General features: G+C 39.7%; 13 protein-coding genes and 1 pseudogene. 13 read left to right on the top strand and 1 reads right to left on the bottom strand.

The window, feature by feature from the left end:
* Nucleotides 1-131: 131 nt before the first annotated feature.
* The 13 genes from pyrH to rbfA all read left to right on the top strand — a co-directional run bounded on the left by pyrH (nucleotide 132) and on the right by rbfA (nucleotide 16,120).
* Nucleotides 132-854: a UMP kinase gene (pyrH, locus tag OZ002_RS02910; RefSeq protein ID WP_002293877.1), complete on the top strand. Its 723-nt coding sequence runs from the start codon at nucleotides 132-134 to the stop codon at nucleotides 852-854.
* Nucleotides 855-856: 2 nt separating this feature from the next.
* Nucleotides 857-1,414, top strand: coding sequence for a ribosome recycling factor (frr, locus tag OZ002_RS02905; protein WP_002293875.1), 558 nt, complete (start codon nucleotides 857-859; stop codon nucleotides 1,412-1,414).
* Between the two features lie 194 nt (nucleotides 1,415-1,608).
* Nucleotides 1,609-2,421 (top strand): isoprenyl transferase, encoded by an 813-nt coding sequence (locus OZ002_RS02900; protein WP_002294134.1) that lies wholly within the window; start codon nucleotides 1,609-1,611, stop codon nucleotides 2,419-2,421.
* The gene (locus OZ002_RS02895) at nucleotides 2,418-3,218 is read left to right on the top strand and encodes a phosphatidate cytidylyltransferase (protein ID WP_156248964.1); all 801 of its coding nucleotides are present in this window, start codon (nucleotides 2,418-2,420) and stop codon (nucleotides 3,216-3,218) included. Before OZ002_RS02900 ends, OZ002_RS02895 begins: the two co-directional genes overlap by 4 nt.
* A 160-nt stretch (nucleotides 3,219-3,378) precedes the next feature.
* Nucleotides 3,379-4,647, top strand: a complete 1,269-nt coding sequence (gene rseP, locus OZ002_RS02890; protein ID WP_002294136.1) for an RIP metalloprotease RseP — start codon at nucleotides 3,379-3,381, stop codon at nucleotides 4,645-4,647.
* A gap of 67 nt (nucleotides 4,648-4,714) precedes the next feature.
* Nucleotides 4,715-6,424 (top strand): proline--tRNA ligase, encoded by a 1,710-nt coding sequence (locus tag OZ002_RS02885; protein WP_002297401.1) that lies wholly within the window; start codon nucleotides 4,715-4,717, stop codon nucleotides 6,422-6,424.
* A 211-nt stretch (nucleotides 6,425-6,635) separates the two neighbouring features.
* On the top strand, nucleotides 6,636-10,988 hold the full coding sequence (locus tag OZ002_RS02880; RefSeq protein ID WP_002294138.1) for a PolC-type DNA polymerase III: 4,353 nt from the start codon (nucleotides 6,636-6,638) through the stop codon (nucleotides 10,986-10,988).
* Nucleotides 10,989-11,131: 143 nt separating this feature from the next.
* Nucleotides 11,132-11,605 carry a ribosome maturation factor RimP gene (rimP, locus tag OZ002_RS02875; RefSeq protein WP_002288499.1) on the top strand — a complete coding sequence of 158 codons (474 nt, stop codon included), beginning with the start codon at nucleotides 11,132-11,134 and terminating at the stop codon, nucleotides 11,603-11,605.
* 23 nt (nucleotides 11,606-11,628) lie between these two features.
* Nucleotides 11,629-12,804, top strand: a complete 1,176-nt coding sequence (nusA, locus tag OZ002_RS02870; protein WP_002288500.1) for a transcription termination factor NusA — start codon at nucleotides 11,629-11,631, stop codon at nucleotides 12,802-12,804.
* Between the two features lie 21 nt (nucleotides 12,805-12,825).
* Nucleotides 12,826-13,119, top strand: coding sequence for an RNase P modulator RnpM (gene rnpM, locus OZ002_RS02865; protein WP_002288501.1), 294 nt, complete (start codon nucleotides 12,826-12,828; stop codon nucleotides 13,117-13,119).
* The gene (locus OZ002_RS02860) at nucleotides 13,116-13,427 is read left to right on the top strand and encodes a YlxQ-related RNA-binding protein (protein WP_002288509.1); all 312 of its coding nucleotides are present in this window, start codon (nucleotides 13,116-13,118) and stop codon (nucleotides 13,425-13,427) included. Before rnpM ends, OZ002_RS02860 begins: the two co-directional genes overlap by 4 nt.
* Before the next feature lie 12 nt (nucleotides 13,428-13,439).
* Nucleotides 13,440-15,746 carry a translation initiation factor IF-2 gene (gene infB / locus OZ002_RS02855; protein WP_002288511.1) on the top strand — a complete coding sequence of 769 codons (2,307 nt, stop codon included), beginning with the start codon at nucleotides 13,440-13,442 and terminating at the stop codon, nucleotides 15,744-15,746.
* A 26-nt stretch (nucleotides 15,747-15,772) separates the two neighbouring features.
* The gene (rbfA, locus tag OZ002_RS02850; protein WP_002294142.1) at nucleotides 15,773-16,120 is read left to right on the top strand and encodes a 30S ribosome-binding factor RbfA; all 348 of its coding nucleotides are present in this window, start codon (nucleotides 15,773-15,775) and stop codon (nucleotides 16,118-16,120) included.
* A 156-nt stretch (nucleotides 16,121-16,276) separates the two neighbouring features.
* Here the strand turns inward: rbfA and OZ002_RS02845 are convergent.
* Nucleotides 16,277-16,733, bottom strand: a pseudogene (locus OZ002_RS02845) (carbohydrate ABC transporter permease); the annotation flags it as partial.
* Nucleotides 16,734-16,868 lie beyond the last annotated feature (135 nt).

Genomic DNA, 16,868 nt, shown 5'->3' with positions numbered 1-16,868 from the left:
GTTGAATAACAGACGGGAACGCACGGTTTGTGCGCTCCCTTTTTTTAAGCAAAACAAGAAAAACCAGTCTTAGAGTGTCGAAATCATCTAAGTATGGTAAAATGGCAATAGAAAATATTGGAGGAATGAACATGGTCACACCGAAATATCAGCGTGTAGTCTTAAAATTGAGTGGAGAAGCTTTAGCTGGGGATGCAGGATTTGGAATCAAACCACCAGTAATCAAAGAAATCATCCAAGAAATCAAAGAAGTTCACGAGCTGGGCGTTGAAATGGCAATCGTTGTGGGCGGCGGAAATATCTGGCGCGGACAAATCGGAGCACAAATGGGCATGGAACGTGCTCAAGCTGATTACATGGGTATGTTAGCTACAGTTATGAATGCCTTAGCTTTACAGGATACGTTGGAAAACGTGGGTGTACCGACACGCGTGCAAACTTCGATTGAAATGCGTCAAATCGCAGAGCCATATATTCGCCGTAAAGCAGAACGTCATTTAGAAAAAGGACGGATCGTTATCTTTGCAGGCGGTACCGGCAACCCGTACTTCTCGACAGACACAACAGCAGCATTACGCGCGGCAGAAATCGGCGCAGATGTTATCCTGATGGCTAAAAACAATGTAGACGGTGTTTATTCTGCTGATCCGAAAGTAGATGCAAATGCAGTAAAATTTGAAGAACTGACTCATCTGGAAGTTATTGCCAAAGGATTACAAGTCATGGATTCAACTGCAAGTTCACTAAGCATGGATAATGATATTCCACTGCTTGTCTTCAATTTAAATGAACACGGAAATATTCGCCGTGCAATCTTAGGCGAAAATATCGGAACAACTGTAAGGGGGAAATAAAAATGGCAGATGCAATTATGACAGAAGCAAAAGAAAAAATGAAAAAAGCAGCACAAAATCTTCAACGTGAACTTGGGCAAATCCGCGCAGGCCGTGCGAACGCTAGCCTTTTGGACCGTATTACTGTGAACTACTACGGTGCGCCAACACCATTGAACCAAATGGCATCAATCCAAATTCCAGAAGCACGTGTTTTAATGATCACACCTTTTGACAAGAGCATTCTTCAAGATGTTGAAAAAGCTATTATGGCAAGTGATATCGGAATCAGTCCAACCAATGATGGAAATGTCATTCGCTTAGTTATCCCGCAACTGACAGAAGAACGCAGAAAAGAATTAGCTAAAGATGTTAAAAAAGAAGCAGAAAATGCAAAAATCGCGATTCGTAACATCCGTCGTGATGCGATCGATGAATATAAAAAACAACAAAAAAATGGTGATATTACCGAAGATGATTTGCGCGGATTAGAAAAAGACGTACAAACATTGACAGATAACAGCATCAAAGAAGTAGATAAGATCGCTGCTGATAAAGAAAAAGAATTATTGGAAGTTTAATAAAATCATAAAAACAGAGGGGCGGATCATTCCGCTTCCTCTGTTTTTATTTATATTTCTTTTATTTAAAAATTAAAAAAAGAAAAAATTATTCAGTTTTTAAATAAAAAAACAATGATTTCATAGGAAAAACAGTTAGATATTGCTATAATACTTAAGATAGTGGGAATCTTTTAAGTATAGGAGGAAAAAGAATGTTACGTTTTTTTCCGCAAAAAAACAAATATATTCAAGAAAAAAGCGAATTTCAATTTAATACCGATGGACCGATTCCTCAGCACATTGCCATCATCATGGACGGCAATGGTCGTTGGGCGCAAAACCGTCGTTTGCCACGAGTTGCTGGCCATAAAGAAGGCATGGAAACAGTAAAGAAAGTCACAAAAAAAGCATCAAGGCTTGGAGTGAAAGTGTTGACGCTTTATGCCTTTTCGACTGAAAACTGGAAGCGACCAAAAGATGAAGTAAGTTTTCTCATGCAACTACCTGTCGACTTCTTTGATACGTTCGTACCAGAATTGATTAAAGAAAATGTCAAAGTTCATGTCATGGGTTATGAAAACGTATTGCCAGAACATACGCAAGATGCTGTAAGACGTGCAATTGAGCAAACAAAAAACAATACTGGAATGGTATTGAATTTTGCTTTGAATTATGGAAGCAGAGCAGAGATCGTGACTGCTGTCCAAGAAATTGCCGAAGAAGTAGCAAAAGGAGAAATACACGCAGAAGAAATCGATGATGAATTGATTGCTAAGCATTTAATGACAGGTTTCTTGCCTAAAGAGTTACAAGATCCTGAGCTGATGATCCGTACAAGTGGAGAAGAGCGAATTAGTAATTTTCTGTTATGGCAGATCGCATATAGTGAGCTGTATTTTACAAAAGCGCTTTGGCCTGATTTTGATGGTGCACATCTTGAAGAAGCAATCGCCTCTTATCAAAATCGAGACCGTCGATTCGGCGGTGTAAAAAAAACAGAAGATGAGAAAGGGGATCAGTCATGAAACAACGTGTGATCACAGCAGCTTTGGCGCTAGTCTTGTTTATTCCGATTATATGGATCGGAGGCATAGCGGTTGAGCTTACAGCAGCAATCTTAGCGGTAGTAGGAGTTTACGAGCTGTTCCGGATGAAAGGATTGACACTCTTAAGTTTTGAAGGAGTTTTATCCGCCGTTGGTGCAGTGTTACTTGTTTTGCCAAAAGAAAGATGGTTTTTCTTTCTTCCAGAGAATGTAAGTACATTTATGTTATTTTATCTTATAGTTATGATTCTTTTAGGAACATCAGTTATTTCTAAAAATACGTATACGATTGATGAAGCAGGTTTTCCTGTGCTTGTCAGCTTGTATGTGGGAATAGGTTTCCAGAATTTTGTCAATGCACGAACAGAAAGCTTGGCTGTTTTGATATTTGGTCTATTTATTGTTTGGGCAACTGATATCGGAGCATATATGGTTGGTCGACGTTATGGTCAGCATAAGTTAAGTCCTGATATTTCGCCCAACAAAACGATTGAAGGTGCGCTCGGTGGTATCGGTAGTGCTGTTGTAGTCGCATTTCTTTATTTATTGCTATACCCAGCAAAAGAACTATTCAATCATGGTATGTTTGTCATGCTTCTGATGACGATTATTTTTTCAGCAGTCGGACAATTTGGTGATTTGGTCGAATCTGCAATCAAACGTCATTATGATGTGAAAGACTCGGGAAATATCTTACCAGGCCATGGTGGAATCTTAGACCGTTTCGACAGTTTGCTGTTTGTATTTCCTATCATGCATTTATTTGGCATTATTTAGTAAGTATACCTGCGTTTCTTTGTGAATTTCATAAAAGACGCAGGTTTTTATTTTTCATTATATTGATACTATTGGTGTCTTTGGTATACTATGGTAAAATTATAGTGTTTTATCGTTGTTTTATAAAAAACACAAAAAACAAGTAAAGGAGAAAAAAGCTATGAAAACGATTCTGACATTTATCATCGTTTTTGGTATATTAGTGATTGTTCATGAGTTTGGTCATTTCTTCTTTGCGAAACGATCAGGAATCCTCGTTCGCGAATTTGCTATCGGTATGGGTCCGAAAATTTATGGGCATCAAGCAAAAGACGGGACAACATATACGCTTCGCCTATTACCTATTGGCGGTTATGTTCGAATGGCAGGCAATGGGGATGATGAAACAGAAATGGCACCAGGAATGCCTCTTTCTCTTTTACTAAATTCTGACGGCATCGTAGAGAAGATAAATTTAAGTAAGAAAATCCAATTGACAAATGCTATCCCGATGGAATTGAGCCGTTACGATTTAGAAGATGAGCTGACTATCACTGGTTATGTGAATGGAGACGAAACAGAAGTAGTAACCTACCCTGTTGATCACGATGCGACGATTATTGAAAACGACGGAACAGAAATCAGAATTGCGCCAAAAGACGTACAGTTCCAATCGGCTAAATTGTGGCAGCGTATGCTGACCAACTTTGCTGGACCCATGAATAACTTTATTTTGGCAATCGTGTTATTCATCATTCTGGCATTTATGCAAGGTGGTGTTCAAGTGACGAACACTAATCGCGTAGGAGAGATCATGCCTAATGGAGCTGCGGCAGAAGCAGGCTTAAAAGAAAATGATGAGGTAGTCAGTGTGGACGGAAAAGAAATCCATTCATGGAATGATCTGACAACAGTCATTACGAAAAATCCAGGTAAAACATTAGACTTTAAGATCGAACGAGAAGGTCAGGTGCAATCTGTCGACGTGACACCGAAATCTGTAGAGTCAAATGGCGAAAAAGTTGGCCAACTTGGTATAAAAGCCCCAATGAATACAGGTTTTATGGATAAGATCATTGGAGGGACGCGTCAAGCTTTCAGCGGTTCATTGGAAATTTTCAAAGCCTTAGGATCACTATTTACAGGTTTCAGTTTAGATAAATTAGGCGGACCTGTCATGATGTACCAATTGTCTTCAGAAGCAGCAAATCAAGGTGTAACAACTGTTATTAGTTTGATGGCGCTTCTTTCAATGAATCTCGGAATCGTCAATCTGCTTCCGATTCCTGCCTTAGATGGCGGGAAATTAGTCTTGAATATTTTTGAAGGGATTCGCGGGAAACCATTAAGTCAAGAAAAAGAAGGAATATTGACATTAGCTGGCTTTGGATTTTTAATGTTGTTGATGGTGCTAGTTACATGGAACGATATTCAACGATTCTTTTTCTAGAAAAAGTTGACAAATAGGGTATAATAACAAACGATAACTATTTTGAGGAAATAAAGGAGTATATAGAATGAGACAATCAAAAATGTTGATTCCAACATTACGCGAAGTTCCAAATGATGCAGAAGTATTAAGCCATCAAATCTTGCTAAGAGCTGGATATATCCGCCAAGTATCAGCGGGTATTTATTCATATCTGCCATTAGCAAATCGTGTATTGGAAAAACTGAAACGCATTATGCGGGAAGAATTTGAAAAAATCGGAGCGGTAGAAATGCTGATGCCTGCCATCTTGCCAGCAGAACTTTGGGAAGAATCCGGGCGTTACGAAACATATGGACCAAACTTGTATCGTTTCAAAGACCGCAATGATCGAAAAATGATCCTTGGACCAACTCACGAAGAAACTTTTACTGATTTGATGCGTAATGAAATCAATTCATATAAGAAATTACCTTTAAATCTTTATCAAATCCAACCTAAATATCGTGACGAAAAACGACCTCGCTTCGGTTTGCTTCGCGGAAGAGAGTTTATCATGAAAGATGCATATTCTTTCCATGCAACGGAAGAAAGTTTGGACGAGACATATAAAGATTACGAAAAAGCCTATACCGAAGTATTCAAGCGTTGTGGCTTAGAATTTCGCTCGATCATCGGAGACGGCGGCGCAATGGGCGGGAAAGACTCAAAAGAATTCATGGCGATCTCAGAAATCGGGGAGGATACGATCTGTTATTCGACTGAAAGTGATTATGCTGCAAACTTGGAGATGGCTACAAGCTACTATGTATCAAAAAAATCGCATGAAACACAGCTTGAATTGGAGAAAGTAGCTACACCTAACGTAAAATCAATTGACGAAGTAGCAGATTTCTTTTCTGTTGAACCTCAAAAAATCATCAAGTCTGTATTGTTCATTGCGGATGAACAACCTGTCCTTGTTTTGGTACGCGGAGACCATGAAGTCAATGACGTAAAACTGAAAAACTTTTTATCTGCTGACTTTTTAGAAGAAGCGACGGAAGAAGAAGCACAAAAATATCTAGGTGCTGAGTTTGGTTCTGTCGGACCAGTCGGTGTTTCAGATGACGTAAAAGTATATGCAGACCGTTATGTTCAAGATTTAGCGAATGCCATTACTGGAGCGAACGAAACAGGATTCCACTATAAAAATGTGAATCCAGAACGCGATTTCACTGTGCTTTCTTATGAAGATCTTCGTTTTGTACAAGAAGGAGATCCTTCACCAGACAACAACGGTGTTCTTGCCTTTACTCGAGGAATCGAAATCGGACATATCTTCAAAATCGGCACTCGTTACAGTGAATCTATGGGAGCAACTGTACTAGACGAAAATGGACGAGAAAAATTTGTGATTATGGGCTGTTATGGTATCGGTGTAAGTCGTTTATTATCAGCAATCGTAGAACAACATTCAGATGAACAAGGAATCAATTGGCCAAAAGGAATTGCGCCATTTGATCTGCATATCGTCCAAATGAATCTAAAAGACGAATACCAAACAAACCTGACGAATGAACTAGAAGAAGCGATGACAAAAGCTGGCTATGAAGTACTGGTTGATGACAGAAATGAACGCGCAGGAGTGAAATTCGCGGATTCTGATTTGATTGGCTGTCCAATCAGAATCACTGTCGGTAAAAAAGCAGTGGATGGAATCGTAGAAGTGAAAATCAAGAAAACTGGCGAAATGGTTGAAGTACGTAAAGAAGAATTGGCGAATACTTTACCAATCCTCTTGAACCAAGGCGAATAATAAGCGTTAAAACACAGAAAATAAAAATAGCTGAATCAGCTGTTTTTGACAATCTGATGATTCGCTTTTAAAATTGGAACTGCGATTTGAATCGCAGTTCCAATTTTTTAATGTAAAACTCAGAAAAAACGAGTATACTAAAAGGTACTGAAAAAGAAGAGGATAAGATGCGATCAATTGCATTGTTTCTCATCAGAAAGGGCGTATATCTTTGTCAGAAAAACGAGATTTATTTGAAAAACTGTTGGAACAAATCCAACTAGAGGAAGCAGAAAAAAATCATCCACTGCTTACTGCTGGTGAAATGGATAGTGTAGTGGTCCATCGTAAATCGCGTTTATGGGAATTTACGCTGCATTTTTCCAAAATTTTGCCTATTATGCTATATCGGTCATTGACTCAGCATCTGACTATCGCTTTTAAAGATATTGCACAAGTCAAACTGAATATCTTAGCAGATGACCAGACATTCGATGAACAGCTCTTGCAAGATTACTGGGCCCAAGCTTTGGAAAATCAGCAATGCGATACACCACTAGCACAGCAAGTATTGAAAACGCAGGTACCTGTGATAAAAGATCGTAAAGTCATCTTGCCAATCGACAGTACAGGAGCTATTTCTTATTTGAAGCAACAATACTTGCCATTAGTAGAAGAGTTGTTCGTCAGTTACGGATTCCCAAAATTTCGTATCGAACCAGAAGTGGATGAGCAGCAAGCGGAACGAGTATTGAAACTTTTTGAAGAACGCAAACAAGAACAGGCAGAAGCCTTTATGAAGCAAGCAGCTGAAAGTCTAGTTGTCCACGAACAAAAGAAAAAGGAAAGAAAAGAGCAATCGCCAGCTCTTGAAGGACCCATCCAGCTAGGACGAAATATTCCAGCCGATGAACCAACGACACCAATGATCAGTATCGTTGAAGAAGAACGAAGAGTCACACTTGAGGGGTACGTATTCGACAAAGAAGTCAGAGAACTACGTTCAAAACGCAAGATCTTGACTTTGAAAATCACAGATTATACTTCATCATTTATCGTCAAAAAATTCTCGAACGGCGAAAAAGATGAACAAGTATTTGATGCGATCAGTGTCGGTAGCTGGTTAAAGGTACGAGGAAGTATTCAAGAAGATACGTTTGTCCGTGATTTGGTCATGAATGCGCAAGATATCATAGAAGTCAAACATACACCTCGCAAAGATTATGCTCCTGAAGGGGAAAAACGAGTAGAGCTTCATGTTCATAGCAATATGAGTACGATGGATGCAACAAACAGCATCTCTGATCTTGTGGCACAAGCAGGGAAATGGGGACACCGAGCTATCGCCATTACAGACCACGGTGGTGCGCAAGCCTTTCCGGAAGCACATAGTGCTGGAAAAAAAGCAGGTGTGAAAATCTTATACGGCGTGGAAGCGAATGTCGTAGATGATGGTGTCCCAATTGCTTATAATGATGCACATGAAGCATTGAGTGAAGCCACATATGTCGTATTTGACGTGGAAACGACAGGATTGTCTGCAGTATATGACACGATCATCGAGCTAGCCGCAGTCAAAATGTATAAAGGAAATGTGATCGAAAGTTTTGATGAATTTATCGATCCAGGACATCCTTTGTCACGAACAACGGTAGATCTGACTGGTATCACGGATGAAATGGTTCGAGGATCAAAGTCGGAAGAAGAAGTATTGCGGATGTTCCTTGAATTTTCAAAAGATACAATTTTGGTAGCCCACAACGCGGCTTTTGATATGGGGTTCTTGAATACTAGCTACGCAAGGTATGGTATTCCTGAAGCGGCCAATCCAGTCATTGATACGTTGGAATTAGCTAGATATCTGTATCCTCAATTCAAACGTTTCGGATTAGGTGTGTTATCTAAAAAATTTGGTGTCAGCTTGGAACAGCATCACCGAGCAATCTATGATGCTGAAGCAACTGGTCACTTAGCATGGATCTTTGTGAAAGAGGCAATGGACAATCATAACATGCTTTATCATGATCAGCTAAATGAGCATATCGGAGAAGGAGATTCTTACAAAAGGGCTCGACCTTTCCATGTAACGATTTTAGCAAAAAATCAGGCAGGACTGAAAGATTTGTTCAAACTGATTTCAATGTCGAATGTCGAATACTTCGAACGCGTCCCACGAATACCACGCTCCCAATTGAAAAAGATGCGTGAAAATCTATTGATCGGCTCAGCTTGTGATAAGGGAGAAATATTCGAAGCCATGATGCAAAAAGGGGTAGAAGAGGCAAGAAACCGAGCAAAATTCTACGATTATATTGAAGTTATGCCAAAAGCGGTCTATGCGCCTTTGATCGAGCAAGAATTGGTAAAAAATGAACATGATTTGGAAGAAATTATCCAAAATTTGGTAGAAATCGGAAAAAGTTTGGATAAAATCGTTGTTGCAACAGGTAATGTACATTATCTGAACGAAGAAGATGCCATTTACCGAAAAATTTTGATCAATTCTATGGGCGGAGCGAATCCGTTGAATCGTCATAGTTTGCCGGATGTCCATTTCCGAACAACCGATGAGATGCTAACTGCATTTCACTTTTTAGGGGAAGAAACAGCGAAAGAGATCGTAGTAGAAAATACGAATAAAATCGCAGATATCTGCGAAGAAGTGATTCCAGTCAAAGATGAACTTTATACACCGAAGATTCCAGGTTCAGAAGATGAAATATCAGAATTGAGTTACACAAAAGCAAAACAAATGTACGGAGATCCGTTACCTGAGATCATTCAAAAACGATTAGAAAAAGAGTTGAATTCTATTAATGGTAATGGCTTCTCGGTTATTTATCTGATCGCCCAAAAACTAGTGCATAAAAGTAATGAAGATGGCTATCTAGTAGGTTCACGTGGCTCTGTTGGCTCTAGCTTTGTTGCGACGATGACAGGAATCACTGAAGTTAATCCGTTAGCCCCTCATTATTATTGTCCAGAGTGCCAATATTCCGAGTTTTTTGAAGATGGTACGTATGGTTCTGGATTTGACATGCCAGAAAAACAATGTCCAAAATGTGGTGCACGCTTAAACAAAGACGGTCATGATATTCCATTTGAGACATTTTTAGGATTCCATGGAGACAAAGTGCCCGATATTGATTTGAACTTCTCAGGTGATTATCAAGCAGAAGCCCATAACTATACGAAAGTATTGTTTGGCGAAGACTATGTTTACCGTGCCGGAACGATTGGTACAGTCGCCGACAAAACAGCATATGGCTATGTAAAAGGATACGAAAGGGACAATAATCTGCAGTTTCGAAGTGCAGAAGTCGACAGATTAGCAAAAGGCGCTACTGGAGTCAAACGGACAACCGGCCAGCATCCAGGGGGGATCATCGTTATTCCCGATTATATGGATGTCTATGATTTTACGCCGATCCAATATCCAGCAGACGATCAAAATTCGGAATGGAAAACGACTCATTTTGATTTCCACTCGATTCACGATAATGTATTGAAATTAGATATTCTAGGGCATGATGACCCAACTGTTATTCGGATGCTTCAAGATTTATCAGGGATCGATCCACAAACGATCCCTACGGATGACCCGGAAGTGATGCGGATATTTGCCGGTCCTGAAGTACTTGGAGTAAGTCAGGAACAAATTTATTCCAAAACAGGGACATTAGGTATTCCAGAATTCGGCACTCGTTTTGTTCGAGGGATGCTAGAAGAAACGCATCCTACAACTTTTGCAGAACTACTGCAAATTTCCGGACTATCTCATGGTACAGACGTATGGTTAGGAAATGCGGAAGAATTGATTCGACGAGGAGATGCGACACTGGCGGAAGTAATCGGCTGTCGTGATGATATTATGGTTTATTTGATCCATGCTGGATTAGATAGCGGGATGGCATTTAAAATCATGGAAACTGTTCGTAAAGGACAATGGAACAAGATCCCTGATGAATTGCGAGAAACCTATCTATCGGCTATGAAAGAAAATAATGTGCCCGACTGGTATATCGATTCTTGTTCAAAAATCAAATATATGTTTCCGAAAGCCCATGCTGCAGCTTACGTATTGATGGCTCTTCGTGTCGCTTATTTCAAGGTTTATTTCCCTATTTTGTATTACTGTGCATACTTTTCTGTACGTGCAGACGACTTTGATCTAGTCTCCATGTGCAAAGGAAAAGATGCTGTGAAACAAGCAATGAAAGAAATCACGGACAAAGGATTAGATGCTTCCGTAAAAGAAAAGAATCAACTGACAGTGCTGGAGTTAGCCAATGAAATGCTGGAACGAGGATTCAAATTTGGAATGATTGATTTGTATAAATCGGATGCCGTAAACTTTGTTATTGAAGGTGATACGTTGATCGCACCATTTAGAGCTGTCCCAAGTTTGGGAACCAACGTGGCAAAACAAATCGTTGAAGCAAGAAAAGACGGTCCATTTTTATCCAAAGAAGATCTTGCCACCCGCGGTAAAGTTTCAAAAACATTGATCGAATATATGAACGACAATGGCGTATTGAAAGATCTACCAGATGAAAATCAATTATCGTTATTCGATATGCTATAAGCATCTGTTTTCCTGTCTGCTTGTAATTTTAAGCAGAGTATGGTATAGTTCTTATAGGTAATGATACTAACTGTGAGTGAGCGGATTTTTCGCTCACTCTTTTTAATGGAATTACGCACTTAATTTTTAAGGAGGCGAAACTTTTGAGTAGCGTCGTTGAAACAGTCACAGAAATGGTGACACCGATTTTAGATGAACAAAATTTTGAACTTGTCGAAGTCGAATTTGTAAAAGAAGGAAAAAGCTGGTTCTTACGAGTATTTATTGACAAAGAAGGCGGTATCGATATCGAAGAATGCGCCTTTGTCAGTGAGAAACTGAGTGAAAAACTTGATGCAGCAGATCCAGATCCGATTCCTCAAGCTTATTTCCTGGAGGTATCCTCCCCGGGAGCAGAGCGGCCATTGAAAAAAGAAAGCGACTATGAAAAGGCACTTGGTGATTATGTCCATGTCTCCTTATACCAACCAGTAGATGGCGAAAAACAATATGAAGGATTTCTTCAATCATTTGATGCTGAACAGCTTACATTGAAAATACGCATAAAAACACGAGAAAAAGAATTGACTTTTGACCGAAAAAATATTGCAAAAGCTCGCTTAGCTATCCAATTTTAATCACGGAGAGGAATCAGAAAAAAATGAGTAAAGAAATGTTAAATGCGTTAGACGCTTTAGAAGCTGAAAAAGGGATCTCAAAAGAAATCGTGATCGATGCTTTAGAAGCAGCATTGGTTTCTGCATACAAACGTCACTATGGCCAAGCACAAAACGTCGAAGTGGAATTTGATCAGAAAAAAGGAAAGATCCATGTCTATGCAGTAAAAGAAGTAACGGAAGAAGTGATGGATTCACAGTTGGAAGTCTCATTGAAAGATGCACTTTTAATCAATCCAGCATATGAGATCGGTGATACGATCCGTTTTGAAGTAACACCAAAAGATTTTGGGCGGATCGCTGCGCAAACGGCTAAACAAGTTATTTTACAGCGTGTACGTGAAGCAGAAAGAACGATTATTTATAACGAATTCAGTGCTTATGAAAAAGACATCATGCAAGGAATCGTCGAACGCCAGGATAAACGTTATATTTATGTCAATCTTGGTAAAATTGAGGCAGTTCTTTCTAAACAAGATCAAATGCCAAATGAATTTTATCAACCACATGATCGAATCAAAGTTTATGTTTCCCGAGTAGAAAATACGTCTAAAGGTCCGCAAGTATTTGTTAGCCGCAGCCATCCAGACCTATTGCGTCGCTTATTTGAACAAGAAGTACCAGAAGTCTATGATGGAATCGTTGAAATTGTCAGCATCGCCCGTGAAGCTGGCGATCGTTCAAAAGTGGCAGTTCGCTCAAATGATCCAAATATCGATGCAGTCGGTACATGTGTCGGGCCAAAGGGACAACGAGTTCAAGCAATCGTCAATGAATTAAAAGGCGAAAACATGGATATCGTCGAATGGAATGAAGATCCAGCTGTATTCATTGCAAATGCATTGAATCCTGCACAAGTCATGGATGTGATCTTCGATGAGACAAATCCAAAGGCCTGCACAGTTGTCGTTCCAGACTACCAATTATCGCTAGCAATCGGTAAACGCGGACAAAATGCACGTTTAGCTGCTAAATTGACTAACCATAAAATCGATATCAAATCAGAATCTGACATGACGGAATTTTATGAAAATCAAGAACAACAAAAAGAAACAGAAGAACTGCATGATGAAGCAATCGTTCAGTCAGATTTAACAGACGATGAATATGAAACAATTGCATTCAACAATGAAACGGTCGAAGAAAAACCAGAAGCTTAACTTTAGTAAGGAGGCAAAGAGATGAAACAAAGGAAAATTCCTTTACGCAAATCCGTGGTTTCAGGTGAAATGAAACCTAAAAAAGAGATGGTCCGAATCACCCGTTCAAAAGAAGGGGAAGTATCGATCGATCCAACTGGAAAAATGCCTGGACGAGGAGCGTATGTCTCACTTGAGCCGGAAGAAGTACAACAAGCTTGGGATAAAAAAATTCTCGATCGAGTACTCGAAACAACATTAACAGATGAGTTTTATCAAGAACTTCTTGACTATGTCACTCACCAAAAAGCACGTAAAGAGTTATTTGGAAAATGAATACAGTTAATCGGCAAAAAGCCATGAATCTCATCGGTCTAGCGATGCGCGCGGGAAAACTAATCACGGGTGAAGAACTGACCATTGCTGAAATCCGCAAACAAAAAGCAAAATTGGTGTTTGTGGCAACCGATGCAAGCGAGAATACAAGAAAAAAGATAAAAGATAAGAGTTCATATTATGAAGTTCCTTGCTTTGAGCTATTTTCTGAAGCAGAAATCACGCAGATGATCGGAAAACCTCGCAAGGTATTCGGAATAATGGATGCCGGATTTGCGAAGAAGACCAAGGAGCTAATTGAAGGTTAGGAAGGTGATTGCATGGGCAACAAAAGAATCTATGAATTAGCAAAAGAACTCAAAAAATCTAGTAAAGACGTCGTGGAAAAAGCACAACAACTTGGCATCGATGTGAAAAACCATATGGGTGCGATTACTAGCAATGATGAGAAGAAATTGCAACAAGCGTTCAAAAACCCAAGCACGAAACAACAAGCTGCACAACAAGCAAGCAGAAAACCAGCCAATCAACAGCCGAACGATCAACGTAAAAAAGAAACAACGAACAATCAACAAAAAAATAAAAATAACCGCAGTTATCAAGATCGCGGTCAAGGGAGCGGTCAAGTGAATCAAGGAAAAAAACCAACAACAAACCAAAATAATACGGGAAATACCAGCAGCCAAAATCGTCAAGGAACGAGCCAAGGCGGCAATCAAAACCGTACTAACAATAACAACAAACCAAACAATAACAATCGCGGCAAATTTAATAATAATAACCGTAATCGTTATAATAAAAAAGGTAAAAAAGGCAAACAGCAACAATCAACTAAACCAGCTGTACCACCACGCAAATTCCGTGAATTGCCAGATGTATTAGAGTATACTGAAGGTATGAATGTAGCAGATATTGCGAAAAAAATTCATCGTGAGCCAGCAGAAATCATTAAAAAATTATTTATGCTTGGTGTCATGGTCAATCAAAACCAAGCACTGGATAAAGATACGATTGAACTGTTAGCGACGGACTATGGCATGGAACCACAAGAAAAAGTCCAAGTTGACATTGCTGATATCGATAAATTCTTCGAGGCAGAAGAAGTCGATCCAGATAAATTAGTCTCACGTCCGCCAGTAGTAACGATTATGGGACACGTAGACCACGGGAAAACAACCTTATTGGATACATTGCGCCATTCACGTGTAACAAGCGGAGAAGCAGGCGGAATCACGCAGCATATCGGTGCCTACCAGATCGATATTGATGGTAAACCAATCACTTTCTTGGATACACCAGGACATGCGGCCTTTACAAGTATGCGTGCACGTGGAGCAAGTATCACAGATATCACGATCTTAGTTGTTGCTGCAGATGATGGCGTCATGCCACAAACAGTTGAAGCAATCAACCATGCCAAAGCTGCAGGCGTTCCAATCATCGTCGCTGTAAATAAAATTGATAAACCAGGTGCAAATCCTCAGCATGTTATGCAAGAATTAAGTGAGTATGAATTAATTCCTGAAGCATGGGGTGGAGAAACGATTTTTGTTGAGATCTCAGCGAAATTCGGCCAAAACATCGAAGAATTGCTGGAAATGATCCTGTTAGTCGCAGAAGTAGAAGATTTAAAAGCAGATCCAACACAACGCGCAATCGGAACAGTAATCGAAGCACGTCTTGATAAAGGTAAAGGTCCTGTGTCAACCTTACTTGTCCAAGAAGGAACACTTCACGTTGGTGACCCAATCGTTGTCGGTAATACTTACGGACGTGTCCGTGTAATGACAAACGATCTTGGCCGTCGCGATAAAGAAGCAGGACCTGCAACGCCAGTAGAAATCACTGGCTTGAATGATGTACCTCAAGCAGGTGACCGTTTCGTAGTCTTCGAAGACGAAAAGACAGCACGTGCAGCGGGTGAAGAACGCGCCAAACGTGCATTATTGGAAAACCGTGCTGCCACAAGCCGTGTGACTTTGGATAACTTATTTGAAAGCCTGAAAGAAGGCGAATTGAAAGAAGTTAACGTAATCATCAAAGCAGATGTACAAGGTTCAGCAGAAGCACTGGCTGCATCATTGAAGAAGATTGATGTGGAAGGTGTCCGTGTAAAAATCGTCCATTCAGCTGTCGGAGCAATCAATGAAAGTGATGTAACCTTAGCAGCAGCCAGCAACGCTATTATCATCGGTTTCAACGTTCGTCCTACACCGCAGGCAAAAGTGCAAGCTGATACTGAAGAAGTCGATATTCGTCTTCACCGTATCATCTATAAAGCCATCGAAGAAATCGAAACTGCGATGAAAGGGATGCTAGACCCTGAATTTGAAGAAAAAATCACTGGTCAAATGATCGTTCGTGAAACCTTCAAAGTTTCTAAAGTTGGTACGATTGCAGGTGCCTATGTAACAGAAGGATATATTCGTAGAGATAGCGGTGTCCGTGTAATCCGTGACGGAATCGTAATCTATGAAGGACAACTTGCAAGTCTGAAACGATTCAAAGATGACGTGAAAGAAGTCAAAATGGGTTATGAATGTGGTGCAATGATTGAAAAATTCAATGATATCAAAGTAGATGACGTAATTGAAGGATTTATCATGGAAGAAGTCAAAAATGACTAAAAACTGATAAAAGGAGGCCAATCATTATGGCTAACTACCGTGATCGCCGAGTCGGTCAAGAAATCTTAAAAGAAGTCAATGATATTTTGCGCAAAAAGGTCCGTGACCCTCGTGTGGAGAACGTAACGATCACAGATGTGAAAGTTACGGGGGACTTACAGCAAGCAACGATCTATTACAGCATTTTATCTGACTTAGCATCAGATAAGAAAAAAGCACAAGATGGATTGAATAAAGCATCAGGATTGATTCGTCGAGAATTAGGGCACAATCTAAGTATTTATAAGACACCTGAATTGTTCTTTGAACTTGATGAATCAGTTGTCTATGGCAACCATATCGATGAATTGCTTCGCGACTTGAACAAAGACTAATCAAAAAATCCCGCAAATCCTGTGAAATCAGGGGTTGCGGGATTTTTTTGTTTTCATTAAGACGTATTACCTAAGAGTTCCATGACTTTAGTCTTGCGGCGTGTCAGCTAACCAAAAAAGAGAAAAAGAAAAGTAAAAAATTCGACTTTCTTTTTTCTAGTAGTATATAAATTTTTGCATATAGATAAAGATCAAGATACCGATAACGGAAGCTAGATTGTAATCTATTTTAGTGACAGTCAGGTATAGCCAAGTAACTAGAAGATCAGTGGAACCTGCACCATAAAAGTTTGAGTTTGTCGGTCCGCCGACAGTTAAAAGAAAAACCACGTTGAAGTTATTGATATTTCCGATTACGCCGCTTCGATTTGGTCACGATCCAAATTTTGGATAATCCCTGTAGAAATTAGCATAGTAGCTGGGATACCAATTCACATATTGACAAAGATAACAGAGACTTTTACATAAAACGGATCAATCAGGAAAGGAATTGCTCGATCCAGCCCCAGTTTTCTAACAATGTGTTAACTGGCCCAGCGTCATTCAGCAAATTATGCATGATGAGGAGCGAAATGAACTGCGGAACAGCCATTGTGATAACGACAAGTTTTTTGGATCAATGTAAAAAACGTCAGCGAAAGGAAAAATTTCGTGGTTTTTTATACCTGTTCATTTGGCTAGATATAAAATCCAAACAAATGAACAGAAGTACTTATTAGGTTTCAATTGGGAGTATCTGCGCTAGAAT

The sequence above is a fragment of the Enterococcus sp. E4-150 genome, from assembly GCF_035726465.1.
Taxonomy (GTDB): Bacteria; Bacillota; Bacilli; order Lactobacillales; family Enterococcaceae; genus Enterococcus_B; species Enterococcus_B faecium.
This window is presented reverse-complemented; position numbering and strand designations above follow the sequence as displayed.